Below are 23,862 nucleotides of genomic sequence, written 5' to 3' on the forward strand. Positions count from 1 at the left end.
TGCTATGACCCTCACCGAACTGCGCTACATCGTCACCCTCGCCCAGGAACAGCATTTCGGCCGTGCCGCCGAACGCTGCCACGTGAGCCAGCCGACCCTGTCGGTCGGGGTGAAGAAGCTGGAAGACGAACTCGGCGTCCTCATCTTCGAGCGCAGCAAGAGCGCCGTGCGCCTGACGCCGGTGGGTGAGGGCATCGTTACCCAGGCGCAAAAGGTGTTGGAACAGGCCCAGGGCATCCGTGAAATGGCCCAGGCCGGCAAGAACCAGTTGGCCGCGCCGCTCAAGGTGGGTGCGATCTACACCGTCGGCCCCTACCTGTTTCCGCACCTGATTCCACAGTTGCATCGGGTCGCCCCGCAGATGCCGCTGTACATCGAAGAGAACTTCACCCACGTCCTGCGCGACAAGCTGCGCACCGGCGAGCTGGACGCGATCATCATCGCCCTGCCCTTCGCCGAAGCCGACGTGCTGACCAAACCGCTCTACGACGAACCCTTCTACGTCCTGCTGCCCACCGGCCACCCCTGGACCGCGCGCGAATCCATCGACAGCGAGATGCTCAACGACAAGAGCCTGCTGCTGCTGGGCGAAGGTCACTGCTTCCGCGACCAGGTGCTGGAAGCCTGCCCCAGCCTGCGCAAGGGGGGCGAGGACAGCGCCAAGCACACCACGGTGGAATCCAGCTCCCTGGAAACCATCCGCCACATGGTGGCCTCCGGCCTCGGCGTGTCGATCCTGCCGTTCTCGGCGGTGGACAGCCACCACTACGCCCCCGGTGTGATCGAGATCCGTCCGCTGACGCCGCCGGTGCCATTCCGCACCGTGGCCATCGCCTGGCGGGCCAGCTTCCCGCGCCCGCGCGCCATCGAAGTACTGGCGGACTCCATCCGCCTCTGTTCCGTGGCCCACTCGAAAACCCAGGGCGAACCGCAGCCGGCATGACCGAGCTGGCGCAAGTCCCGGTCACCGCGCTCAAGGGTGTGGGCGCCGCCTTGGCGGAAAAGCTCGCCAAGGTCGGCCTGGAGAACCTGCAGGACATCCTCTTCCACCTGCCGACCCGCTATCAGGACCGCACCCGCATCACCCCCATCGGCGAGCTGCGCCCGGGCCAGGACGCGGTGGTGGAAGGCATGGTCGGCGGTGCCGACGTGGTCATGGGTCGCCGCCGCAGCCTGCTGGTGCGCCTGCAGGACGGCAGCGGCACCCTCAGCCTGCGATTCTTTCACTTCAGCCAGGCGCAGAAGGAAGGCCTCAAGCGCGGCACCCAGTTGCGCTGTTACGGCGAGGTTCGCCCCGGCGCCACCGGCCTGGAGATCTACCACCCGGAATACCGAGCCCTCAGCGGCGATGAACCGCCGCCGGTGGAACAGACCCTGACACCCATCTACCCCACCACCGAGGGCCTGACCCAGCAGCGTTTGCGCAGCCTCAGCCAGCTCGCGCTGGCCCGCCTCGGCCCACACAGCCTGCCCGACTGGCTGCCCAGGGAACTGGCCCGCGACTATCACCTGGGCTCCCTGGACGAAGCCATCCGCTACCTGCACCGGCCCCCGCCGGATGCCGACCTGGACGAGCTGGCCGAAGGTCAGCACTGGGCGCAGCAACGCCTGGCCTTCGAGGAACTGCTGACCCACCAGCTGTCGCTGCAACGCCTGCGTGAACAAGTTCGCGCCCAACAGGCGCCGCAGCTACCACCGGCGCGCAAGCTGCCGGCCAAGTACCTGGCCAACCTTGGCTTCCAGCCCACGGGCGCCCAGCAGCGCGTCGGCGCCGAGATCGCCTACGACCTGGCGCAGTCCGAACCCATGTTGCGCCTGGTGCAGGGCGACGTCGGTGCCGGCAAGACGGTGGTCGCCGCCCTGGCTGCGCTCCAGGCCCTCGAAGCCGGCTACCAGGTGGCGCTGATGGCGCCGACGGAAATCCTCGCCGAACAGCACTTCCTCAACTTCAGCAAGTGGCTGCAGCCGCTGGACATCGAAGTGGCCTGGCTGGCCGGCAAGCTCAAGGGCAAAGCCCGCGCCACGGCGCTGGAACAGATCGCCGGCGGCGCGCCCATGGTGGTCGGCACCCACGCGCTGTTCCAGGACGAGGTGAAGTTCAAGCGCTTGGCCCTGGTGATTATCGACGAGCAGCACCGCTTCGGCGTCCAGCAGCGCCTGGCCCTGCGCCAGAAGGGCATCGACGGCCGCCTCTGCCCGCACCAGTTGATCATGACCGCCACGCCCATTCCGCGAACGCTGGCCATGAGCGCCTACGCCGATCTGGACACCTCCATCCTCGACGAGCTCCCCCCCGGCCGCACGCCGGTGAATACCGTGCTGGTGGCCGACAGCCGCCGCGTCGAGGTGATCGAGCGAGTCCGCGCGGCTTGCCACGAAGGCCGCCAGGCCTATTGGGTCTGCACCTTGATCGAAGAATCCGAGGAACTGACCTGCCAGGCCGCGGAAACCACCTTCGAAGAACTCTCCTCGGCCCTGGGCGAGCTGCGCGTGGGCTTGATCCACGGGCGCATGAAAGCCGCCGAGAAGGCGGCGGTGATGGCCGAATTCAAGACCGGCGCCTTGCAACTGCTGGTCGCCACCACCGTGATCGAAGTCGGCGTCGACGTGCCCAACGCCAGCCTGATGATCATCGAGAACCCCGAACGCCTCGGCCTGGCCCAGTTGCACCAGCTGCGCGGTCGCGTCGGCCGGGGCAGCGCCGCCAGCCATTGCGTGCTGCTCTACCATGCACCGCTCTCGCAGCTCGGTCGCGAGCGACTGGCGATCATGCGCGAAACCTGCGACGGCTTCGTCATCGCCGAGAAGGACCTGGAGCTGCGCGGTCCGGGCGAAATGCTCGGCACCCGCCAGACCGGTCTGCTGCAGTTCAAAGTGGCTGACCTGATGCGCGACGCCGACCTGCTGCCGGCCGTTCGCGATGCCGCGCAGGCCCTGCTGGCCCATTGGCCACAGCATGTCAGTCCACTATTGGAGCGCTGGTTGCGTCACGGCCAACAGTACGGTCAAGTGTGATGCAGTTCACAGCGCAACCGTCGCCTCGCGCCGACCTCTTACGACCTGCTCGTTATACTCCGGGCAGAAAAAATCAAAGCTGGATGCTGCCATGACCGAAGTCGCCCTCGTCCCGGATTCCTCGCCACAACCGCCCGAAGTGATAGCGCAGCTGCTCGAGAAGCTCGGGCTGGCCTTCCAGGCACGCCTGGAGCATCCGGGCCTGCCGGCTGCCCGGCGGGTCCAGGCGGTGTTGCTGGAGGACGCCGTCGGCGCCCTGCTGGTGCTCTTTCCGCGCGATCAATTGCTGGATCTCAACCGCCTTGCCGAACTCACCGGCCGCAAGCTGGTGGCGGTCAAGCCGGAGCGCCTGGAGCGCATGCTCGGCAAGCACCAGCTGGGCACCCTGCCGGGCCTGCCGCCCCTGACCAGTTCACCCTGCCTGTATGACGAGCGCCTGCTGCAGGAACCGCGCCTGCTGGTGGAGTCGGGCCAGCCGGGGGTGCTGCTGGAACTGGCCAGCGAGGACTACCGCAGCCTGCTGGGCAAGGCCAGCGCCGCACGTTTCGGCGAACCGCTGTCGGGAATCCGCCCCAACCTCGATCGCCCGGCCGACGACCGCGCCGAGATCACCCAGGCCGTGCAGGCCTTCACCGCCCGGCGCATCCAGCAGCGCCTGGAGGAGACCATCGAAATCCCGCCGCTGGCAGAATCGGCGCAAAAGATCATCAAGCTGCGGGTCGACCCCAACGCCACCGTCGAAGACATCACCGGCGTGGTGGAAACCGATCCGGCCCTCGCAGCCCAGGTGGTCAGCTGGGCTGCGTCGCCCTACTACGCCGCCCCCGGCAAGATCCGTTCGGTGGAAGATGCCATCGTCCGCGTGCTGGGCTTCGACCTGGTGATCAACCTCGCCCTGGGCCTGGCCCTGGGCAAATCCCTCAGCCTGCCGAAGGACCAGCCGCAGCAGGCCACACCCTACTGGCAGCAGGCGATCTACACCGCCGCGGTGATCGAAGGGCTGACCCGCGCCATGCCCCGCGCCCAGCGCCCCGAAACCGGACTGACCTACCTCGCCGGCCTGCTGCACAACTTCGGTTACCTGGTCCTGGCCCATGTCTTCCCGCCGCATTTCTCGCTGATCTGCCGGCATCTGGAGGTCAACCCGCACCTGCCCCACAGCTACATCGAGCAACACCTGCTGGGCATCACCCGCGAGCAGATCGGCAGCTGGCTGATGCGCTTCTGGGACATGCCGGAAGAGCTCTCCGACGCCCTGCGCTTCCAGCACGACCCGGATTACCAGGGCGACAACGCCGCCTACCCCAACCTGGTGTGCCTGGCGGTCAGCCTGCTGCGCAACCAGGGCATTGGTTCAGGCCCCGAAGTGGTGATTCCCGACGACCTGTTCGAGGCGCTCGGTCTGACCCGCGAGAAGGCCGATGATGCGGTGAACAAGGTGTTGCAGGCCGAGGCGGCGCTACGCGAACTGGCTTCCCAGTTCAATGCGCCGCACTGATCGGCCGGCATGACAAAGGGGCGCCAGCGGCGCCCCTTTTTTGTCGCGTCTGCAGCCAGGTACGAGCCTCAGGCCGCTTTCTTCTCGACGGCCTTCTTCCTCGGCACCAGGTGCTTGGTCAGGCCCTGGAACCAGATCACCAGCGCCGGGTTGCCCTGGATCTGGATGTCCTTGTTCTGGATGCCCTGCATGAAGGCCAGTTGCTTGTTCTTCGCGCTCATGGTGGCGAAGCCGTAGGCGCCGTCCTTGAAGCCGATGGCAAAGGACGGCGCGCTGGCCGGACCGCGTTTGCTCAGCACACGCTGGTCCTTGACGATGAAGTGACGGGCGATCTTGCCGTCCAACGTATGCAGCTGGAACACCAGGTCCTTGCCCGCCAGCTGCTGCTGGAACTCGGCGTTGTCACGGCTGGCCTTGGCCATCAGGCGGCCCAGCATCCAGAGAAGAAAGCGGAATTTCATGCGCGCACGGTCTCGAAGGGTTGAGAAAGCGGCGCATTGTAGCGTTTTGCCGGCGGGACTACAGCCAGCCAAAGGTGGGGACGGAGGGATTGCGGGTGAACTGCCCGGAACCTCCCCGGTTCCGGGCAGAAGAAGCTCAGTTCACGGCTTCTTTCAGGGATTTTCCCGGTTTGAAGGCAACGGTGTTGCTGGCCTTGATCTTTACCGGCTGGCCAGTCTGCGGGTTCTTGCCGGTGCGTGCACCACGGTGACGTTGCAGGAAAGTGCCGAAGCCCACCAGCGTCACGCTGTCCTTGCGGTTCAGCGCGTTGGTGATTTCTTCGAGCACCGCATTGAGTACGCGATTGGCCTGATCCTTGGTGAGATCGGCCTTTTCCGCGATAGCGGCGGCGAGTTCCGGTTTACGCATAAATGCCTCTTTGACGGTTTGTTGTTTTTGTGTCCGTGCTGTCCTTCCAGAACAGCGCCCAAGGCGCCGCAACGGCTCTGCGCTGCGGCAGACCACGGGGAGGATGGCACGCCGATGGGCACTCCGCCAGTGTCCTCTAAGGGAAATCCGAAAGAACCGAAGGTTTAATCCGACAGAAGGGCTGACATTTATGCCAAAAGCGGCGGCAGCTCACGATTCAGCGCCAGCTTTTCATGCACGGCGGCCCCCGTCAGCGCATAGCCGAGCAGGCGTCCGCCGGCGTCGCGGCAGAGCGCCTTGATGTCCGCCCCGGAACCTTCCACCGTCCAGCTGCCTTCCATGCCCCGGGGCGGCGGCGACACCACCAGCGGGCACACCGGCGTTTTCACCGTCACCGGCATGGCCCCATAGGTCACCGCCGTGGGCTTGCCCGCGAGGGTCTGCGCCAGGGCGCGGGCACAGGCCATCAGCGGCATCACGTAGAGCAGGTTGAGGCCATCCACCTCGGCGCAATCGCCAAGGGCGTACACATGGGCGTGGGAGCTGCGCAGCTCGCGGTCCACGACCACGCCGCGGTTCACGGCCAGGCCCGCGGCGGCGGCCAGTTCGGTGCGCGGGCGCAGGCCCACGGCGGAAACCACCAGGTCACAGGCTATCCGGGTGCCGTCGGAAAGCAGCGCCTCCAGGCCCTCGCGGGTGCGATCCAGGCGTGCCAGTACCGGTCCCAGGTGGAAGCGCGCGCCGAGGCTTTCCAGCCCGGCCTGCACCGCGCCGGCGGCCGCCGCGTGCAACAGCCCCGGCATCACCTGGTCGCAGGGTGCCACCAGCTCCACCTGCAGGCCGCCCAGGCTGAGGTCGTTGGCGAATTCGCAGCCGATCAGGCCGGCGCCGAGGATCAGGACGCGCCGCTTGCCGGCGGCAGCGCTGCGAAAGCGCGCATAGTCCTCCAGGTCGTTGATGGGAAAGATCGCGTCCTGGGCGTCGCCTTCCACCGGCACACGGATGGTATCCGCGCCCCAGGCCAGCACCAGGTCGCGGTAGGGCACGGCTTCCTCGCCTATCCACAGGCACTGGTGGGCCGGGTCGATGCCGGTGATGCGGGTATGGGTGCGGATTTCCGCCTTCAGTTGCTCGGCCATGGCGCCGGGCTCGGCCATGGCCAGGCCATCGGCATCCTTGTTCTTGCCAAAACCGGTGGAGAGCATGGGCTTGGAGTAGGAGCGGCCGTCGTCGGCGCTGATCAGCAACAGCGGCGTTTCACTGTCCAGTTTGCGAAACTCCTTGGCCAGGTTGTATCCGGCCAGGCCGGTGCCGACTATCACCACGGGTGCACTCATTGCTCACTCCTGCTCGTGAAACGACGCGACGGCCCAAGGGCCGTCGCTTGAATGGGGTTGGATGGCGGATGGATCAGGCGATCTCGATCATCTCGAAATCGATCTTGCCAACGCCGCAGTCGGGACAGACCCAATCCGGCGGAATGTCTTCCCAGCGCGTCCCGGGCGGGATCCCTTCCTCGGGCAGCCCTTCGGCCTCGTCGTAGATGAACCCGCAGACGATGCATTGCCACTTGCGCATGACCACCTCCGCCGGCGCGCAGAGCCGTGCTGAACCTACTCCAGGAGACCGGCGACCGCCAAGCGCCGCCGGACCACTCCAGACAGAGGATAGGCCTTTGTGCGCCCCACAAAAAAGCCGGCGCGTGGCCGGCCTTTCCCCCGCGGACGATCAGTTGATCTCGATCATCTCGAAATCCAGCTTGCCCACGCCGCAATCCGGGCAGAGCCAGTCTTCCGGCACGTCTTCCCAGCGGGTGCCGGCGGCGATGCCGTCATCCGGCCAGCCCTGGGACTCGTCATAGACCAGGCCACACACCACACATTGCCACTTCTTCATCACTCAGTTCTCCACGATCAGGCGTTCCCGACCGGCTGCCTCTGCGGGACGCTTGCGGTCGGTTCAGGGACTCAGGGCCGTTTTGTACTGGTTCACCCGCCAGCCGGCAAGAGGCAGCCGACCGGCATCGACCGTGATAATCTGCGCCGTCTTCCACCGCCCAAGCCCCGCCCGTGCCACACGCCGCCCTCGCCCATCCGCCCCGCTGGCTGACCGCCGCCCAGCTCCACCCCGCGCCCGCCACCGGCATCCGCGACTGGTTGTTCGACCAGGGCTCGCTGACCCGCCGGCTCACCGCGCTTTCGGACAACGCCTTCAGCGTCGCCCCGCTGGAGGAAGGCTGGCAGAGCCTGCGCGCCGACGAGTGCTGCGCCCTGGGCATTCCCGCCGGCAGCCAGGGCTGGGTGCGCGAGGTGTTCCTGCGTGGCCATGGCGAGACCTGGGTGTTCGCCCGTAGCGTGGCGGCCCGCCAGGCCCTGGAAGGTTCGGGGCTGGACCTGCACCAGCTCGGCAGCCGCTCCCTGGGCGAGCTGCTGTTCAGCGACCGCGCCTTCGAACGCGGCGCCATCGAGGTCACCCGCTACCCCGCCCCGCTGCTGCCACCGGACGTGCGTGGCGAACGACTCTGGGGCCGCCGCTCGTGCTTCTCCCGTGGAGACCTGAAGGTGCTGGTGGCGGAGATCTTCCTGCCCGCGCTGTGGCGCCAGGCGGGTATCGAGACCGTATAATCCGGCTCTTCCTAGGGAGAGCCGCCGATGTACCTGACCCTGCTGCAGTCACTCAACCGCCTGCATCCCCGTGCCATGGACTTCATCCAGCTGACCCGGCTGGACAAGCCCATCGGCATCTACCTGCTGCTCTGGCCCACGCTCTGGGCGCTGTGCATCGCCGGCGAAGGCAGCCCGAGCCTGGCCAATCTGGTGATCTTCATCCTCGGCGTGAACCTGATGCGCGCCGCCGGCTGCGTGATCAACGACTACGCCGACCGCAACTTCGACGGCCACGTCAGCCGCACCCGCGCCCGGCCCCTGGCCAGCGGCCGCATCACGCCGCGCGAGGCACTGGTGTTCTTCTTCATCCTGCTGGCGGCGAGCTTCGTGCTGGTGCTGTTCACCAACGCCGCCACCATCTGGCTGTCCTTCGGCGGGCTGCTGCTGGCCGCCTGCTACCCCTTCATGAAGCGCTACACCTACTACCCGCAGGTGGTGCTGGGGGCGGCCTTCTCCTGGGGCATGCCCATGGCCTTCACTGCCGAGACCGGCGAATTGCCGGCGGCAGCCTGGCTGCTGTACATCGGGAACCTGCTGTGGACGGTGGCCTACGACACCTACTACGCCATGACCGACCGCGACGACGACCTGAAGATCGGGGTGAAATCCACCGCCATTCTCTTCGGTGACGCCGACCGCCTGATCATCGCCATCCTCCAGGGCCTGGCGCTGCTCTGCCTGTTGCTGGCGGGCAACAAGTTCGAGCTGGGACTGTATTTCCACCTGGGCCTGGTGGCCGCGGCCGCCTGCTTCGTGTGGGAGTACCACAGCACCCGCACGCGGGACCCGCAGGCCTGCTTCAAGGCCTTCCTGCACAACCACTGGGCGGGCCTGGCGATCCTCATCGGCATCGTCGCCGACTACGCGCTGCGCTGAAGCGCAGCGCGCAGCAAGGCACCGTCCCAGGGACGACTCAGTAGGCCTCGGGCTTGGCTACGTGCCAGACCCCCATCTTGCCGTCGCCAGTGACATCCCCGGCCTTCTTGTCCATGACGAAGGTATACAGCGGCTTGCCGTCGTAGGCCCACTGCATGGAGCCGTCATCGCGCGTGACCAGGCTCCATTCGCCCTCGGCCTTGGCGTCGGCTTCGGCCATCAGTGGCGGCCAGTTTTGCGCGCACTGGCCGTTGCAGGCCGACTTGCCGCCTGAATCCTTGTCGTAGGTGTAGAGCGTCATGCCATTGGCATCCACCAGCATGCCGTCTTTCTCCATCGCCGGCTCGGCCGCCAGGCCCGCCAGTGGCCAGCTGAGCAAGGCACCGGCAAGCAGCGGAACGAATCGGGGGACAATACGTTTCATTTTTCTAGCCTCTCCTCGGAATGGACAGCGACAGCCTGGCGGCAGCTGGATCACGGCGTGTGGTCGCAGCCATGCGAGATGCAACGGGGTCCACGCCCCGTGCCAGGCTCCGGGCCGCCGCCGGGCTGGTGGCGGCCTCATTGAGCATAGACGAGGGCAGGACACCATCGGTTCCCGGAATCGGGATGTCACATCCCTGCAATAATTCCGTTATCTAATGCGGCGCAATCAGTCATACACGCGACCTTTTTGAGGCTTGAACATGGTTGGCAAGAACATCCTGATCGTCGACGACGAAGCACCGATCCGCGAAATGATCGCCGTCGCCCTCGAGATGGCCGGCTACGACTGCCTGGAAGCCGAGAACACCCAGCAGGCCCACGCCATCATCGTCGATCGCAAACCCGATCTGATCCTCCTCGACTGGATGCTGCCCGGCACCTCCGGGATCGAGCTGGCCCGCCGCCTGAAGCGCGACGACCTGACCAGCGACATCCCGATCATCATGCTCACGGCCAAGGGCGAAGAGGACAACAAGATCCAGGGCCTGGAAGTCGGCGCCGACGACTACATCACCAAGCCCTTCTCCCCCCGCGAGCTGGTGGCCCGCCTGAAAGCCGTGCTGCGTCGCGCCGGCCCCAGCGACAGCGAAGCGCCGATCGCCATCGGCGGCCTGCTGCTGGACCCCATCAGCCACCGTGTGACCATCGACGGCAAGCCCGCCGAGATGGGCCCCACCGAATACCGCCTGTTGCAGTTCTTCATGACCCACCAGGAGCGCGCCTACACCCGCGGCCAGCTGCTGGACCAGGTCTGGGGCGGCAACGTCTACGTCGAGGAGCGCACCGTCGACGTGCACATCCGCCGCCTGCGCAAGGCCCTCGGCGAGGTCTACGAAAATCTGGTTCAGACTGTTCGCGGCACCGGCTATCGTTTCTCCACCAAAAGCTGAACCCGGCCCCCAAGGGCCCGCACAAGGACGCGATAGGTGAATCAAGACTGGCGCGGCGTAGTCATCCGCCGCCTGCTTCTGCTGATCGGTGCCTGCCTGCTGGCGGGCCTGGCCACCGGCCAATACGCCTGGGCGCTGGTCATCGGCCTCGGCGCCTACCTGGGCTGGACCCTGGCGCAGTTGCTGCGCCTGTACAAATGGCTCAAGGAGCACCAGCCCGACGAGCCGCCGCCGGACGGCTACGGCCTCTGGGGCGAGGTGTTCGACAGCATCTATCACCTGCAGCGCCGCGATCAGCGGGTGCGCGGTCGCCTGCAAGCGGTGATCGACCGCGTGCAGGACTCCACCGCCGCCCTCAAGGATGCGGTGGTGATGCTCGACAGCGACGGCAACCTGGACTGGTGGAACCGCGCCGCGGAAACCCTGCTGGGGCTGAAGACCCCGCAGGACAGCGGCCAGCCGGTGACCAACCTGATCCGCCACCCACGCTTCAAGGAATACTTCGAGCGAGGCCAGTACCACGAGCCGCTGGACCTGCCCTCGCCGGTCAACGATCGCCTGCGCCTGCAGTTCCACATCACCCAGTACGGCAACAGCGAGCACCTCATGCTGGTGCGCGACGTCACCCGCCTCCACCAGTTGGAACAGATGCGCAAGGACTTCGTCGCCAACGTCTCCCACGAGCTGCGCACCCCGCTGACGGTGATCGCCGGCTATCTGGAGACCCTGCTGGACAACGTCGAGGATGTGAACCCGCGCTGGACCCGCGCGCTGCAGCAGATGAGCCAGCAGGGCAAGCGCATGCAGAACCTGCTCAACGACCTGCTGCTGCTGGCCAAGCTGGAAGCCACCGACTACCCCTCGGACAGCCAGCCGGTGGCGGTGGACCTGGTACTGCTGCAGATCAAGGCCGACGCCATCGCCCTGTCCGGCAACCGCCACCACCGCATCAGCCTGGAAGCCGACCACAACTTCAAGCTGAAAGGCAGCGAGGCGGAGCTGCGCAGCGCCTTCTCCAACCTGGTGTTCAACGCGGTGAAATACACCCCGGACGAGGGCGAGATCCGCATCCGCTGGTGGGGCGACGAAGCCGGGGCGCACCTCAGCGTGCAGGACAGCGGCATCGGCATCGAGGCCAAGCACCTGCCGCGCCTGACCGAACGCTTCTACCGCGTGGATTCCAGCCGCAACAGCAGCACCGGAGGCACCGGCCTGGGCCTGGCCATCGTCAAGCATGTGCTGATCCGCCATCGCGGGCGCCTGGACATCAGTTCCGTGCTGAACCAGGGCAGCACCTTCACCTGCCATTTCCCCACCCCCCAGGTGGTTCAGCGCAGCTGACCGCCCTCGCACCCCGACTTGCAAACTCGGGGTGCAGCCTTCACCCTTAGCCGGTCATTTTCAAGCCAAAACCCCCATGGACCCTTCCCCCAGTACCAGCTTCTTCACCTATTTCGCCGATTTCGGCCTGATTCTCTTCGCCCTCTTCCTCGTGCTGCTCAACGGCTTTTTCGTGGCCGCCGAGTTCGCCATGGTCAAGCTGCGCGCCACCCGCGTCGAAGCCATCGCCGACCAGCACGGCTGGCGCGGCCGTATCCTGCGCACCGTGCACAACCAGCTGGATGCCTACCTCTCCGCCTGCCAGCTGGGCATCACCCTGGCCTCCCTCGGCCTGGGCTGGGTTGGCGAGCCGGCCTTCGCCCATCTGCTGCAACCCTTGCTGGAATACATCGGCATCGATTCGGAGAAGCTGATCCACGGCATCGCCTTCTTCACTGCCTTCTTCATCATTTCCTATCTGCACATCGTGGTCGGCGAGCTGGCGCCCAAGTCCTGGGCCATCCGCAAGCCCGAGCTGCTCTCGCTGTGGACCGCCGCGCCGCTGTACGCCTTCTACTGGCTGATGTACCCGGCCATCTGGCTGCTCAACGCCAGCGCCAACACCATCCTGCGCATTGCCGGCCAGGGCGAGCCCGGCCCGCACCACGAACACCATTACAGCCGCGACGAGCTGAAGCTGATCCTGCACTCCAGCCGCGCCCGCGACCCCAGCGACCAGGACATGCGCGTGCTGGCCTCGGCGGTGGAAATGGGCGAGCTGGAAGTGGTGGACTGGGCCAACTCCCGCGAGGACCTGATCTACCTGGAGCATGACGCGCCGCTGGCGGACATCCTCTCGGTGATCCGCCGCCACAAGTACAGCCGCTACCCGGTACACGATGAGCAGAAAGGCGAGTTCATCGGCGTGCTGCACATCAAGGACCTGCTGCTGGCCCTGGCCGCCCTCGACAGCCTGCCGGAAACCTTCGACCTGGCCGAACTCTCCCATCCGCTGGAACGGGTCACCAAGCACATGCCGCTGTCGCGCCTGCTGGAGCAGTTCCGCCAGGGCGGCGCGCACTTCGCCGTGGTGGAAGAAGCCGACGGCAAGGTGGTGGGCTTCCTGACCATGGAAGACGTGCTGGAAGTGCTGGTGGGCGATATCCAGGACGAACACCGCAAGACCGAACGCGGCGTGCTCGCCTACCAGCCGGGCAAGCTGCTGGTGCGCGGCGATACTCCGCTGTTCAAGGTGGAGCGCCTGCTCGGCATCGACCTCGACCACGTGGAAGCCGACACCCTCGCCGGGCTGATCTACGAAACCCTCAACCGCGTGCCGGAGGAGGAGGAAGTCCTGGAAACCGACGGCCTGCGCATCATCGTGAAGAAGATGAAGGGCCCGAAGATCATCCTGGCCAAGGTGCTCAAGCTGGACTGAGCAGCCTGGCTTCCCTACCCGCAGAATGGGTCGGGCGACGTACTCGGCAGCAGGGGACTCCCCCATTCCCGCCGCGCTACTCCCCGCCCACCGCGAAGTTCGGCAGGGTATCCACCGGCTGGGCGAACTGGAACGGAATGGACTCCAGCGCCAGGCCTACATTGCGCTGAATGACGAAGTGCAGGTGCGGGCCGGTGCTGTTGCCGGTGTTGCCGGAGCGGGCGATGCGCTCGCCGAGGGCCACGCGCTGGCCTTCGCGCACCTGCACCGAGCCGCGCATCAGGTGCAGGTAGACGCCCATGGTGCCGTCGTCATGCAGGATGCGCACGAAGTTGCCCGATGGGTTGTTGCCGCGGCCACTCTGCTGGTTCTCGATCTTCACCACCATCCCCGACCGCGCCGCGACGATCGGCGTGCCTTCGGGCATGGCGATATCCAGGGCGTAGCGCCCCTTGGGGGTGAAGTGGCTGTAACGGCCGTTGGCGCCCTGGGTCAGGCGGAAGGGGCCACCCATCCACGGCAGCGGGTAGCGGTAGAGCACCGGCTGCAGGCGCGGATCGCCCATGGCGTAGCGCAGCTTGGGCGTGTAGCGCATCGGGCGGGCGGGATCGGTCGGCGCCAGGGTGACCATGCGCATGCTGCTGCGCGGTGCCAGTACCCAGCGGATCGGCTGGTCGGGTGCGCCGCTGACGTTCTCGGCGTCCTGGATGCGCAGCTCCACTTCCACCGGCGCGAAGAGTTCGTTGCGCAGCTGCAAGGTCTCGCCGGCGTCGTGCTTCTTGGTTTCCAGCTTCACCGACAGTTCCAGCCGCTCGACCATACGATCACGGAAGACGAACACTTGCGCCCCCGCCACCGCCTGGTCGGTGTAGGTCACCACACCGTTGGCGTCGGTGTACTTGTAGATGGTCAGCGCCGCCGCCGGCAGCCCAAGGCCGGACAACAGCAGCAGAAAAAGAAGTCGCCCCAGCATGTCGGCCCGTTGTTCTTCTGTGCTCCGTGTCAGCGAAGACTAGCAGTGCCCCCGGCACTGGGCGAGGCATTCGCCGCCGGGCTGTGACGGGGTTGGCTGGACGGTCAGGCGCCGGGGACGAAATGCTTCTGCGCGGTGCCACGGGCGATCAGGCGGGACAGGTAGTCGAGCTTCTGCGGGTCGCGGTCGACGAAGCGGAAGGTCAGCTGCAGCCACTCGCTGTCGGGATTGGGCTCCAGGGCCGCGACGGCGTGCAGGTAGCCGTTGAGCCGCGCCACCTCGCCGCCTTCGCCCTGTTCCAGGTCGAGTACCGCGCTCTCCAGCACCTGCGGCAGCAGCTCGCCACGGCGCACCACCAGTTGCGCATCCTTCAGGCTCAGCGCCTTGATCACGCAGGCCAGCAGGCCGCCGGGCAGGCGCAGTTGAGCCTGGCCACGGCCGCCAGGGGCCTGGGCGGCGGACTTCGCCGAGGGAGTCGGCGCGGCAACAGGCCGGGCAACGGTCGCGGCGGGTGCCGGCGCGGGGCGCACCACCTCGGCCTTGCCACCGGTGAGCGCCGCGAGGGAGTCGTTGGCGAAACCACCGGCGCCGGGCAACCGGACCGGCGCGGCAGCCATCAAGGCTTCCAGCTTGCCGGTGCGAGCCAGGGCCTTCTTCACCTTGGTGACCAGTTGGTCGTTGGAGAAGGGTTTGCCGATGTAGTCGGAGACGCCGGCCTGGATGGCCTGGATGACGTTCTCCTTGTCGCCACGGCTGGTGACCATGATGAAGGGGGTGGTTTTCAGGTGGTCCTGCTCCCTGCACCAGGTGAGCAGTTCGAGGCCCGACATTTCGGGCATCTCCCAGTCGCAGAGGATCAGGTCGACAGCGGTGCGGGCGAGTATCTGCTGGGCCTTGCGCCCGTTGATCGCTTCGTCGATCTGGATGCCGGGGAAATTGTCACGCAGCCCCTTCTTCACCAGATCGCGAATAAAGGATGCATCGTCCACCACCAGCACATTGACCTTGCCCATCGACTACTCCTTGAAAACCGGACTAAGGATAGCCTTGGCTGATAGCCAATTGCCAAGCCTGTTTTGCAACACGGCGCCCGTCCTCGACCGACGGGTCGATCCCGGCACCGGAAAGCAAAACGCCCGGCGCGGGGCCGGGCGTCTCTTGGGGGGGAGGCGAATCAGCCCTTGGTGGAGCCCGTTTCGCCGCCGTTGCCCTGCACTTCCTCGGCCATGCGCGCCAGGCCCAGGTGACGGACGTCGGTGCCGCGTACCAGGTAGATCACCAGCTCGGAGATGTTGCGTGCATGGTCGCCGATGCGCTCCAGGGAACGCAGGACCCAGATGACGTTGAGCACACGGCTGATCGCGCGCGGGTCTTCCATCATGTAGGTGACCAGTTCGCGCAGGGCGGTCTTGTACTCGCGGTCGATGTTCTTGTCGTACTGGGCCACCGACAGGGCCAGGTCGGCGTCGAAGCGGGCGAAGGCGTCCAGGGCTTCCTGGACCATCTTGCGCACCTGGTCACCGATGTGACGCACCTCGACGTAGCCACGCGGGGCAACGCCCTCCTCGCAGAGCTGGATGGCCCGGCGGGCGATCTTCGAGGCTTCGTCGCCGATGCGCTCCAGGTCGATCACCGACTTGGAGATGCTGATGATCAGACGCAGGTCCGACGCGGCAGGCTGGCGGCGGGCGAGGATGCGCACGCACTCTTCGTCGATGTTGCGTTCCATCTCGTTGATCTGGTCGTCGATCTCGCGCACCTGCTGGGCCAGGCCCGAGTCGGCGTCGATCAGCGCGGTGACCGCGTCGTTGACCTGTTTCTCGACCAGGCCGCCCATCGCCAGGAGGTGGCTGCGCACTTCCTCCAGCTCGGCGTTGAACTGCTGGGAGATGTGATGGGTGAGGCTGTCTTTGTCGATCATTTTCTAACCCTTGTTAAGCCGAATGTTCTTCCAGGTTGCCGTGGCCGTAGACCAATCGTGTCGGGCAAGGAGGCGAAGCGCAGACAGTGCGAGAGGCACGGCAAGCTTCGCCGACGCAGTCCGGCGCGATTGGGATCGGTCACTAGCCGTAGCGACCGGTGATGTAGTCCTCAGTCTGCTTCTTGTCCGGATTGGTGAACAGGGTATCGGTGTCGCCGAACTCGATCAGCTTGCCCATGTACATGAACGCGGTGTAGTCGGAAACGCGCGCCGCCTGCTGCATGTTGTGGGTGACGATGACGATGGTGTACTTGCTCTTCAGCTCGTAGATCAGCTCTTCCACCTTCAGGGTGGAGATCGGGTCCAGGGCCGAGCAGGGCTCGTCGAGCAGCAGCACTTCCGGCTCCACCGCGATGGTGCGGGCGATCACCAGACGCTGCTGCTGGCCGCCGGAGAGGCCGAGGGCGGATTCGTGCAGGCGGTCTTTCACTTCGTCCCACAGGGCGGCGCCCTTCAGCGCCCACTCCACGGCCTCGTCCAGCACGCGCTTCTTGTTGATGCCCTGGATGCGCAGGCCGTAGACCACGTTCTCGTAGATGCTCTTGGGGAACGGGTTGGGCTTCTGGAACACCATGCCCACGCGGCGGCGCAGCTCGGCCACGTCTTCGCCCTTGCGGTAGATGTTGCTGCCGTAGAGGCGGATCTCGCCGTCGACGCGGCAGCCGTCCACCAGGTCGTTCATGCGGTTGAAGCAGCGCAGCAGGGTCGACTTGCCGCAGCCGGACGGGCCGATGAAGGCGGTCACGCGCTGTTTCGGGATGTTCATGCTGACGTTGTGCAGAGCCTGCTTCTCGCCGTAGAACAGGGACAGGCCGGGCACTTCGAGGGCCACGGTCTCATCGGCCAGGCTCAGGTTCTGCTTGTCGCGGCCAAGGGCGGAAATGTTGACGCCGTGGCTGTGGGTTTCGTGTTGCATGTGTTCACTCCGTTCGTAGCTTCGCGCTACAAGCTGTAAGCCTCAGGCAATTCGGGCGGTGCTGGACGATCAGCTGTCCAGCGCCTTGTATTTCTCGCGCAGGTGGTTACGGATGGCGACGGCCGAGAAGTTCAGCAGGGCGATCACCAGCACCAGCAGCAGCGCGGTGGCGTACACCAGCGGGCGCGCGGCCTCGACGTTGGGGCTCTGGAAGCCGACATCATAGATGTGGAAGCCCAGGTGCATGATCTTCTGATCCAGGTGCAGGTAGGGGTAATTGCCGTCCACCGGCAGGCTCGGCGCGAGCTTCACCACGCCCACCAGCATCAGCGGCGCCACTTCGCCAGCGGCGCGGGCCACGGCGAGGATCAGGCCGGTCATCATCGCCGGGCTGGCCATGGGCAGAACCACCTTCCACAGGGTCTCGGCCTTGGTCGCACCAAGGGCCAGGGAGCCTTCACGCACCGCGCGCGGGATACGCGCCAGGCCTTCTTCGGTGGCCACGATCACCACCGGTACGGCGAGGATCGCCAGGGTCAGGGACGCCCAGAGCAGGCCCGGGGTGCCGAAAGTCGGCGCCGGTGCGGCCTCGGGGAAGAACAGGCGGTCCAGGGAACCGCCCAGCACGTAGACGAAGAAGCCCAGGCCGAACACGCCGTAGACGATCGCCGGAACGCCCGCCAGGTTGTTCACCGCAATGCGGATCACGCGGGTCAGCGGCCCCTGCTTGGCGTACTCGCGCAGGTAGATGGCGGCGATCACGCCGAAGGGGGTGACGATCACGGCCATGATCAGGGTCATCATCACGGTGCCGAAAATGGCCGGGAAGATACCGCCCTCGGTGTTCGCCTCGCGCGGGTCGTCAGCGAGGAACTCCCACAGCTTGGCGAAGTAGAAGCCGAGCTTGTCGAACAGGCCCATGGCGTTCGGCTGGTAGGCGTGGACCACCTTGCCGAGGCTGATTTCCTGCTCGCGGCCGCCGGCTTCGCGGACCACCACGCTGTCGCGGTTGAATTCCTGGTGCAGCCCCATCAGGCGCTCTTCCAGGCCCTTGTAGCGGGCATCCAGCTCGGCGCGCTGGGCGGCGATGTCGGCCTGGGCCTCGGCGGTCAGGGCATCGTTCAGCTCCAGCTTGCGGGTCTGCAGGCGCAGGCGCTCGAGGCCGTGGTTGATGCTGCCGATGTCGCCCTTCTCCAGTCGGTAGAGCTGCTCGTAGAGGGCCGTGACGCGCTCCAGGCGCTTCTCCAGCTCGGCCATGGCGGCCTCGCCTTCAGCCACCACCTGGCCGTTTTCCTTCACCGCCACCAGGCGACCATAGAAGTTGCCCCACTCGCGGCGTTCCAGCGCCAGCAGCTCGGTCGGGTACTTCTGGTCCTGCAGCCAATCACCCACTACCCAGGTGAAATCGCTGCCGTAGACGTCGCGGTTGCCCACCTTGAGCAGCTCGCGAGTCATGAACTCCGGTCCCTCTTCCGGCACCGGCAGGCCGGCGCCCTTCAGGCGCGCACGGGACACTTCCTCGATCTGCACCGCTTCGCCGATCACCGGCTTGGCGGTCTGGCCGGGCACGCTGTACTGCGCCTCCACCAGGTCGGCCGGCCAGAAGTGGGCCAGGCCGCGGACGGCGATCACCGCGAGCAGGCCGAGGGTCATGATGACCGCGATGGACACCGCGCCACCGCTTATCCAGACGCCTGGCGCACCGCTCTTGAACCAGTTCTTCAGGGAAACCTTTTTCACGGATTTCTCCACCGCTTGAGTCTTTCATTTCCTCCCGCCGCGAGGCCGGAGGTTTCGTGTTTTTACGCCCTCTCCCCTCCGGGGAGAGGGTCATCAGATGCGTCTCTACGAGACGCGCCCTTAAAGCGACGCGTATTTCTTGCGCAGGCGCTGACGGATCAGCTCGGCCAGGGTGTTCATGATGAAGGTGAAGGTCAGCAACACCAGGGCCGAGAGGAACAGCACCCGGTAGTGGCTGCCGCCGACTTCCGACTCCGGCATTTCCACCGCGACGTTGGCGGCCAGGGTGCGCATGCCTTCGAAGATGTTCACTTCCATCACCGGGGTGTTGCCGGTGGCCATCAGCACGATCATGGTCTCGCCCACAGCACGGCCCAGGCCGATCATCAGCGCCGAGAAGATGCCCGGGCTGGCCGTGAGAATGACCACGCGGGTCATGGTCTGCCAGGGCGTGGCGCCCAGGGCCAGGGAGCCGTAGGTAAGGCTCTTCGGCACGCTGAACACCGCGTCCTCGGCGATGGAGAAGATGTTCGGGATCACCGCGAAGCCCATGGCCAGGCCGACGATCAGGGCATTGCGCTGGTCGTAGGTGATGCCGAGGTCGTTGCTGATCCACAGGCGCATGTCGCCGTCGAAGAACCAGCTTTCCAGCAGCGGGCTCATGCCCAGGGCGAACCAGGCGGTGAGACCCACCACCGGGATCAGGATGGCCGCTTCCCAGCCATCCGGCACGCGCAGGCGGACGGACTCCGGCAGGCGGCTCCAGACGAAGCCGGCCAGCAGGATGCCGAAGGGGGTCAGCAGCAGCAGGCTGAAGATGCCCGGCAGGTGGCCTTCCACATAGGGCGCCAGGAACAGACCGGCGAAGAAGCCGAGGATCACCGTGGGCAGGGCTTCCATCAGCTCGATCACCGGCTTGACCTTGCGGCGCATGGCCGGGGCCATGAAGTAGGCGGTGTAGATGGCGGCGGCGATGGCCAGCGGGGCGGCCAGCAGCATGGCGTAGAAGGCGGCCTTCAAGGTACCGAAGGTCAGCGGCGCCAGGCTCAGCTTGGGCTCGAAGTCGGTGTTGGCGGCGGTGGATTGCCAGACGTACTTGGGTTCGTCATAGCTCTCGTACCAGACCTTGCCCCACAGCGCGCTCCAGGAAACCTCGGGGTGCGGGTTGCTGAGGCGGAAGGGCATGAACTGGCCACCCTCTTCCACCACCACGCGGTTGGCGCGCGGCGACAGGGCCAGCAGGCCGGACGCATCGGCCACCGGCTCCACCAGCAGGGTGCGGTGGGCGGTGCTGTGGAACACGCCCAGGTGGCCGGACGCATCCAGGGCGACGAAGCCCTTGCGGCGCTCCTCGGGGGTGATCTGCACCACCGGGGCGTTGCCCAGCTGGAAGTCGCGGATGCGCTTGAGGTGCGAGGAACCGTCGGGATCGCGGGCCATGAACCATTGGGCGATGCTGCCCTTGGAGTCGCCCACCATCAGCGAGATGCCGCCCAGCAGCATGCCGCTGGCGGTGACTTCGCGCTCGCCGTCTTCCAGCAGTTTGTAGCGGCCGACCAGGGTGTGTTCGCGCAGGCTGAACACATCGGCGTGGGCGCGGCCGTTGAGGACGTAGAGCCACTGCTGACGCGGGTCGATATAGATGGCCTTGATCGGTTCGCCGATCTGCGGCAGCTCGACGCTGCTCTGCTCCTGGGTGGTCTCGCCGGTCAGCATGTTCTCTTCGCTGACGACCTGCTGCACGTGCAACTGGGTGCCCGTGGAGCCGGCGATCATCAGGGTTTCGTCATTGACGTTCAGCGCCACGTGCTCCAGGGCGCGACCCTGGACGTCCAGCACCATGGGCTGCTCGCCATAGGGGAAGCTGACCTGGGGTGCAATGGCCTTCTTGTTGTCCGGGTAGGTGACCTTGTAGCCGTGCTTGAAGAGCAGCGCCTGACCGTTGGACAGGCCGAGAACCACCAGCGGGCTGCCGGGCTGGTCCTGGCCGATGGAGACCACACTGGCACCGGCCGGCAGCGGCAGTTGCTGGCGCTGCAGCAGGCTGCCGTCCTTCACCGCGAAGAACTGCACTTCACCCGTGTCGGCGACGCGCATACCCACCATGTTCTGTTCTTCCAGGGCCAGCAAGAGCGGCTTGCCGGCATCCTGCTGCAGCCAGGCGGGGGCCTGCACCTTGCGGGCGGTCAGTTCGGCGCCCTGGAACAGCGGCAGCACCACATAGGCCAGGTAGAAGAAGATCAGGGTGATGGCCGCCAGCACGGCGAGGCCGCCAACCAGCACATACCAGCGGGTCAGGCGGTCCTTCAGCGCACGCATCTTGCGCTTGCGCACCAGCGCCGGCGTATTGAAATCGATACGCTCGGGCGGATTCTTCGAGGCAGTCAGGGAGTTGGCCAGGTCAGTCATGGATTCGGGCTCTTGCCACAGGAGGCTTGCACAGGCTTTTACGATGGGCGCACAGCCTACGGCCTTCGTGTGACAGAAAAATTACAGCGAGTTGACGTGGCGAAGCCCACCCAGAGGAGACCTCGGGCGGGCTTCATGCGACAGGGGTCTCCCGTCGCCCTTGCGTCCTTGCGGAGCGGCGCACACAGGGCCGCCACTCCCTTATCCGGCCTGGATTACAGGCCCAGTTCCTTCAGGGTCTTCTCGGCCACCTTGGCCGGAACCGGGATGTAGCCGTCCTTGACGACAACTTCCTGGCCTTGCTTGGACAGCACCATCTTCACGAACTCGGCTTCCAGGGGAGCCAGCGGCTTGTTCGGCGCCTTGTTCACGTAGACGTAGAGGAAGCGGGACAGCGGGTAGGTGCCGTTCAGGGCGTTCTGCTCGTTGTCTTCAACGAACTCGCCGCCTTCCTTCTTGGCCAGGGCCACGGTCTTCACGCTGGAAGTCTTGTAGCCGATGCCGGAGTAGCCGATGCCGTTGATCGACTGGCTGATGGACTGAACGACGGAAGCGGAACCCGGCTGCTCGTTCACGTTCGGCTTGAAGTCGCCTTTGCACAGGGCTTCTTCCTTGAAGTAGCCGTAGGTGCCGGATACGGAGTTACGGCCGAACAGCTGGACCGGCTTGGAAGCCAGGTCGCCGGTCACACCCAGGTCGCCCCAGGTCTTCACGTCGCTCTTGCCGCCGCACAGGCGGTTGGCGGAGAAGATCGCATCGACCTGCTGCATGGTCAGGCCTTTGATGGGGTTGTCCTTGTGCACGAAGACCGCCAGGGCGTCGACGGCCACCGGAACGGCGGTCGGCTTGTAGCCATACTTCTCTTCGAAGGCCTGCAGCTCGACGTCCTTCATCTTGCGGCTCATCGGGCCCAGGTTGGCGGTGCCTTCGGTCAGAGCCGGCGGCGCGGTGGAGGAACCGGCAGCCTGGATCTGGATGTTCACGTTCGGGTATTCGCGCTTGTACGCCTCGGCCCACAGGGTCATCAGGTTGGCCAGGGTGTCGGAACCAACGCTGGACAGGTTGCCGGAAACACCAGTGGTCTTCTGGTAGGCCGGAATGGCCGGATCGACGGCGGCTACTGCGCTGGCGGTAGCGACGCCGGCGGCGACGAAGGTCAGGGCCGCCATCAAACGCTTCAGTTTCATGCCTTGCTCCTAAGCAGGACGAGGGGGTTGAATGCAACGGGGGCCAGTATCGAGAGGCCGTATGACCACTCTATGAACCGATTGTGACAATTGGATGAATGGCCATCATCGCGTGTCCAACCGGGTTCAATGCCCGAGCAACCACCTGGAGACAGCCCCATGACGCCTTATCCCCTGCTCCCCCTCGCCCTCCTCGCCCTGTGCACGGCGTGCAGCGAACAGGCCACTCTGCGAGTAGAGGAAGGCATCGGCCCGAACCCACGGTTGCCGGCACCGAACAGAACCCTCATTCCTACCGTCAACATCGCCCCCGCCACCGGCTGGCCCCAGGGCGCCAAGCCCGTGGCGGCCGCCGGCACCCAGGTCGTCGCCTTCGCCGAGGGACTGCAACACCCGCGCTGGCTCTACGTACTGCCCAATGGCGACGTGCTGGTGGCCGAGAGCGCCGCGCCGGTCGCCGACAAGCCGGCCGGCCTCAAGAACTGGGTGGCCGGCTGGTTCATGGAGAAAGCCGGCTCCCGGGTGCCCAGCGCCAACCGCATTTCCCTGCTGCGGGACATCAACGGCGACGGCGTGGCCGACCTGCGCAGCACCTTCCTCCAGGGCCTCAACTCGCCCTTCGGCATGACGCTGGTGGGCAAGGACCTCTACGTCGCCAATACCGACGCCCTGCTGCGCTTCCCCTATATAAAGGGCGCCACCGAGATCAGCGAGCCGGGCACCAAGGTCACCGACCTGCCGGCCGGCCTCAATCACCACTGGACCAAGAACGTCATCGCCAGCCGCGACGGCCGCAAGCTCTACATCACGGTCGGTTCCAACAGCAACGTGGGCGAGAACGGCATGGAGGTGGAGGAAGGCCGCGCGGCGATCTGGGAGCTGGACCGCGCCAGCGGCAACAAACGCCTCTTTGCCACCGGCCTGCGCAACCCCAACGGCCTGGCCTGGGAACCGCAGACCGGCAAGCTGTGGACGGCGGTGAACGAACGCGACGAACTGGGCAGCGACCTGGTGCCGGACTACATCACGTCGGTGAAGGACGGCGGTTTCTATGGCTGGCCCTGGAGCTACTTCGGCCAGCACGTGGATGAGCGGGTGCAGCCACCACGGCCGGACAGAGTGGCCAAGGCCCTGGTCCCCGACTACGCCCTGGGCGCACACACCGCCTGTCTCGGCATCACCTTCGCCAAGGGCAGCACGCTGCCGAACCTGCAGAACGGGCTGTTCGTCGGCCAGCACGGTTCCTGGAACCGCAGGCCCCACAGTGGCTACAAGGTGATCTACGTGCCCTTCAAGGCCGGCAAGCCCAACGGCCAGCCGGTGGACGTGCTGACCGGCTTCCTCGACGAACAGGGCAACGCCCGGGGCCGCCCGGTGGACGTCAAGCTCGACGGCAAGGGCGCGCTGCTGGTGACCGACGACGTGGGCAACAAGGTCTGGCGGGTGAGCGCGGCGAAGAAGTGAGGCTCTCGTAGGATGGCGTAGAACGACGTGAAACCCATCACTGCGGATCGATGGGTTTCGCGGGCTCTACCCATCCTGCGAACTGCGCAGAATTGGCAGTGAGTGCCAGGCGCGAGTCCCCCTCTCCTCGTCA

The 23,862-nt window shown here is 66.0% G+C and carries 22 protein-coding genes; 9 read left to right on the forward strand and 13 right to left on the reverse strand.

Features of this window, described 5'->3' with window-relative positions; translation table 11 throughout:
* Window positions 1-4: 4 nt before the first annotated feature.
* From PJW05_RS26085 to PJW05_RS26095, 3 genes are all read left to right on the forward strand, one after another.
* On the forward strand, window positions 5-943 hold the full coding sequence (locus PJW05_RS26085; protein ID WP_271409813.1) for a hydrogen peroxide-inducible genes activator: 939 nt from the start codon (window positions 5-7) through the stop codon (window positions 941-943).
* The gene (gene recG, locus PJW05_RS26090) at window positions 940-3,015 is read left to right on the forward strand and encodes an ATP-dependent DNA helicase RecG (protein ID WP_271409814.1); all 2,076 of its coding nucleotides are present in this window, start codon (window positions 940-942) and stop codon (window positions 3,013-3,015) included. The genes PJW05_RS26085 and recG overlap by 4 nt, the downstream gene beginning before the upstream one ends.
* Window positions 3,016-3,106: 91 nt before the next feature.
* The gene (locus tag PJW05_RS26095; protein WP_271409815.1) at window positions 3,107-4,513 is read left to right on the forward strand and encodes an HDOD domain-containing protein; all 1,407 of its coding nucleotides are present in this window, start codon (window positions 3,107-3,109) and stop codon (window positions 4,511-4,513) included.
* A 68-nt stretch (window positions 4,514-4,581) separates the two neighbouring features.
* Here PJW05_RS26095 and PJW05_RS26100 read toward each other — a convergent pair whose 3' ends face one another.
* The 5 genes from PJW05_RS26100 to PJW05_RS26120 form a co-directional block, all read right to left on the reverse strand.
* Window positions 4,582-4,974: a helicase gene (locus PJW05_RS26100; RefSeq protein ID WP_271409816.1), complete on the reverse strand. Its 393-nt coding sequence runs from the start codon at window positions 4,972-4,974 to the stop codon at window positions 4,582-4,584.
* Window positions 4,975-5,110: 136 nt separating this feature from the next.
* Window positions 5,111-5,383 (reverse strand): HU family DNA-binding protein, encoded by a 273-nt coding sequence (locus PJW05_RS26105; protein ID WP_016495401.1) that lies wholly within the window; start codon window positions 5,381-5,383, stop codon window positions 5,111-5,113.
* Window positions 5,384-5,571: 188 nt separating this feature from the next.
* Window positions 5,572-6,720 (reverse strand): NAD(P)/FAD-dependent oxidoreductase, encoded by a 1,149-nt coding sequence (locus PJW05_RS26110; RefSeq protein WP_271409817.1) that lies wholly within the window; start codon window positions 6,718-6,720, stop codon window positions 5,572-5,574.
* Between the two features lie 73 nt (window positions 6,721-6,793).
* On the reverse strand, window positions 6,794-6,961 hold the full coding sequence (locus PJW05_RS26115) for a rubredoxin (RefSeq protein WP_271409818.1): 168 nt from the start codon (window positions 6,959-6,961) through the stop codon (window positions 6,794-6,796).
* Window positions 6,962-7,111: 150 nt separating this feature from the next.
* Complete coding sequence (locus tag PJW05_RS26120) at window positions 7,112-7,279, reverse strand: rubredoxin (RefSeq protein WP_271409819.1); 168 nt, start codon at window positions 7,277-7,279, stop codon at window positions 7,112-7,114.
* A gap of 173 nt (window positions 7,280-7,452) precedes the next feature.
* Between PJW05_RS26120 and PJW05_RS26125 the strand changes: the two genes are divergently transcribed.
* Window positions 7,453-8,007 carry a chorismate--pyruvate lyase family protein gene (locus tag PJW05_RS26125; protein ID WP_271409820.1) on the forward strand — a complete coding sequence of 185 codons (555 nt, stop codon included), beginning with the start codon at window positions 7,453-7,455 and terminating at the stop codon, window positions 8,005-8,007.
* 27 nt (window positions 8,008-8,034) lie between these two features.
* Window positions 8,035-8,925: a 4-hydroxybenzoate octaprenyltransferase gene (gene ubiA, locus PJW05_RS26130; protein ID WP_271409821.1), complete on the forward strand. Its 891-nt coding sequence runs from the start codon at window positions 8,035-8,037 to the stop codon at window positions 8,923-8,925.
* A gap of 37 nt (window positions 8,926-8,962) precedes the next feature.
* On the opposite strand, the gene PJW05_RS26135 is transcribed toward ubiA, so the two are convergent.
* Window positions 8,963-9,349: a COG4315 family predicted lipoprotein gene (locus tag PJW05_RS26135; protein ID WP_271409822.1), complete on the reverse strand. Its 387-nt coding sequence runs from the start codon at window positions 9,347-9,349 to the stop codon at window positions 8,963-8,965.
* Between the two features lie 262 nt (window positions 9,350-9,611).
* On the opposite strand from PJW05_RS26135, the gene phoB reads away from it, so the two are divergent.
* From phoB to PJW05_RS26150, 3 genes are all read left to right on the forward strand, one after another.
* Window positions 9,612-10,301, forward strand: coding sequence for a phosphate regulon transcriptional regulator PhoB (gene phoB, locus PJW05_RS26140; protein WP_028626921.1), 690 nt, complete (start codon window positions 9,612-9,614; stop codon window positions 10,299-10,301).
* A gap of 36 nt (window positions 10,302-10,337) precedes the next feature.
* Window positions 10,338-11,642: a phosphate regulon sensor histidine kinase PhoR gene (phoR, locus tag PJW05_RS26145; RefSeq protein ID WP_271409823.1), complete on the forward strand. Its 1,305-nt coding sequence runs from the start codon at window positions 10,338-10,340 to the stop codon at window positions 11,640-11,642.
* A 76-nt stretch (window positions 11,643-11,718) separates the two neighbouring features.
* The gene (locus PJW05_RS26150; protein WP_271409824.1) at window positions 11,719-13,059 is read left to right on the forward strand and encodes a hemolysin family protein; all 1,341 of its coding nucleotides are present in this window, start codon (window positions 11,719-11,721) and stop codon (window positions 13,057-13,059) included.
* 76 nt (window positions 13,060-13,135) lie between these two features.
* Here the strand turns inward: PJW05_RS26150 and PJW05_RS26155 are convergent, their stop codons facing one another.
* From PJW05_RS26155 to PJW05_RS26185, 7 genes are all read right to left on the reverse strand, one after another.
* On the reverse strand, window positions 13,136-14,032 hold the full coding sequence (locus PJW05_RS26155) for a peptidoglycan DD-metalloendopeptidase family protein (protein WP_271409825.1): 897 nt from the start codon (window positions 14,030-14,032) through the stop codon (window positions 13,136-13,138).
* Window positions 14,033-14,136: 104 nt separating this feature from the next.
* Window positions 14,137-15,045 carry a response regulator gene (locus PJW05_RS26160; RefSeq protein WP_271409826.1) on the reverse strand — a complete coding sequence of 303 codons (909 nt, stop codon included), beginning with the start codon at window positions 15,043-15,045 and terminating at the stop codon, window positions 14,137-14,139.
* Window positions 15,046-15,206: 161 nt separating this feature from the next.
* A complete protein-coding gene (gene phoU, locus PJW05_RS26165; protein WP_271409827.1) occupies window positions 15,207-15,953 on the reverse strand; it encodes a phosphate signaling complex protein PhoU in 747 nt (248 codons plus the stop codon).
* Window positions 15,954-16,095: 142 nt separating this feature from the next.
* A complete protein-coding gene (gene pstB, locus PJW05_RS26170) occupies window positions 16,096-16,929 on the reverse strand; it encodes a phosphate ABC transporter ATP-binding protein PstB (protein WP_271409828.1) in 834 nt (277 codons plus the stop codon).
* A 69-nt stretch (window positions 16,930-16,998) separates the two neighbouring features.
* Window positions 16,999-18,669, reverse strand: a complete 1,671-nt coding sequence (pstA, locus tag PJW05_RS26175; protein ID WP_271409829.1) for a phosphate ABC transporter permease PstA — start codon at window positions 18,667-18,669, stop codon at window positions 16,999-17,001.
* A 120-nt stretch (window positions 18,670-18,789) separates the two neighbouring features.
* On the reverse strand, window positions 18,790-20,775 hold the full coding sequence (locus PJW05_RS26180) for an ABC transporter permease subunit (RefSeq protein WP_271412308.1): 1,986 nt from the start codon (window positions 20,773-20,775) through the stop codon (window positions 18,790-18,792).
* 518 nt (window positions 20,776-21,293) lie between these two features.
* Window positions 21,294-22,265, reverse strand: coding sequence for a phosphate ABC transporter substrate-binding protein PstS family protein (locus PJW05_RS26185; RefSeq protein WP_271409830.1), 972 nt, complete (start codon window positions 22,263-22,265; stop codon window positions 21,294-21,296).
* 159 nt (window positions 22,266-22,424) lie between these two features.
* On the opposite strand from PJW05_RS26185, the gene PJW05_RS26190 reads away from it, so the two are divergent.
* Window positions 22,425-23,729, forward strand: coding sequence for a PQQ-dependent sugar dehydrogenase (locus PJW05_RS26190; RefSeq protein ID WP_271409831.1), 1,305 nt, complete (start codon window positions 22,425-22,427; stop codon window positions 23,727-23,729).
* Window positions 23,730-23,862: the final 133 nt, after the last annotated feature.

This window comes from Pseudomonas sp. Q1-7, assembly GCF_028010285.1.
GTDB lineage: Bacteria > Pseudomonadota > Gammaproteobacteria > Pseudomonadales > Pseudomonadaceae > Metapseudomonas.

Bases quoted from the DNA above. Each gene is read 5' to 3' on its own strand.
- PJW05_RS26085 (WP_271409813.1), top strand. From the start codon at position 5: ATGACCCTCACCGAACTGCGCTACATCGTCACCCTCGCCCAGGAACAG.
- recG (WP_271409814.1), top strand. From the start codon at position 940: ATGACCGAGCTGGCGCAAGTCCCGGTCACCGCGCTCAAGGGTGTGGGC.
- PJW05_RS26095 (WP_271409815.1), top strand. From the start codon at position 3,107: ATGACCGAAGTCGCCCTCGTCCCGGATTCCTCGCCACAACCGCCCGAA.
- PJW05_RS26100 (WP_271409816.1), bottom strand. From the start codon at position 4,974: ATGAAATTCCGCTTTCTTCTCTGGATGCTGGGCCGCCTGATGGCCAAG.
- PJW05_RS26105 (WP_016495401.1), bottom strand. From the start codon at position 5,383: ATGCGTAAACCGGAACTCGCCGCCGCTATCGCGGAAAAGGCCGATCTC.
- PJW05_RS26110 (WP_271409817.1), bottom strand. From the start codon at position 6,720: ATGAGTGCACCCGTGGTGATAGTCGGCACCGGCCTGGCCGGATACAAC.
- PJW05_RS26115 (WP_271409818.1), bottom strand. From the start codon at position 6,961: ATGCGCAAGTGGCAATGCATCGTCTGCGGGTTCATCTACGACGAGGCC.
- PJW05_RS26120 (WP_271409819.1), bottom strand. From the start codon at position 7,279: ATGAAGAAGTGGCAATGTGTGGTGTGTGGCCTGGTCTATGACGAGTCC.
- ubiA (WP_271409821.1), top strand. From the start codon at position 8,035: ATGTACCTGACCCTGCTGCAGTCACTCAACCGCCTGCATCCCCGTGCC.
- PJW05_RS26135 (WP_271409822.1), bottom strand. From the start codon at position 9,349: ATGAAACGTATTGTCCCCCGATTCGTTCCGCTGCTTGCCGGTGCCTTG.
- phoB (WP_028626921.1), top strand. From the start codon at position 9,612: ATGGTTGGCAAGAACATCCTGATCGTCGACGACGAAGCACCGATCCGC.
- PJW05_RS26150 (WP_271409824.1), top strand. From the start codon at position 11,719: ATGGACCCTTCCCCCAGTACCAGCTTCTTCACCTATTTCGCCGATTTC.
- PJW05_RS26155 (WP_271409825.1), bottom strand. From the start codon at position 14,032: ATGCTGGGGCGACTTCTTTTTCTGCTGCTGTTGTCCGGCCTTGGGCTG.
- PJW05_RS26160 (WP_271409826.1), bottom strand. From the start codon at position 15,045: ATGGGCAAGGTCAATGTGCTGGTGGTGGACGATGCATCCTTTATTCGC.
- phoU (WP_271409827.1), bottom strand. From the start codon at position 15,953: ATGATCGACAAAGACAGCCTCACCCATCACATCTCCCAGCAGTTCAAC.
- pstB (WP_271409828.1), bottom strand. From the start codon at position 16,929: ATGCAACACGAAACCCACAGCCACGGCGTCAACATTTCCGCCCTTGGC.
- PJW05_RS26180 (WP_271412308.1), bottom strand. From the start codon at position 20,775: ATGGTGGGTATGCGCGTCGCCGACACGGGTGAAGTGCAGTTCTTCGCG.
- PJW05_RS26185 (WP_271409830.1), bottom strand. From the start codon at position 22,265: ATGAAACTGAAGCGTTTGATGGCGGCCCTGACCTTCGTCGCCGCCGGC.
- PJW05_RS26190 (WP_271409831.1), top strand. From the start codon at position 22,425: ATGACGCCTTATCCCCTGCTCCCCCTCGCCCTCCTCGCCCTGTGCACG.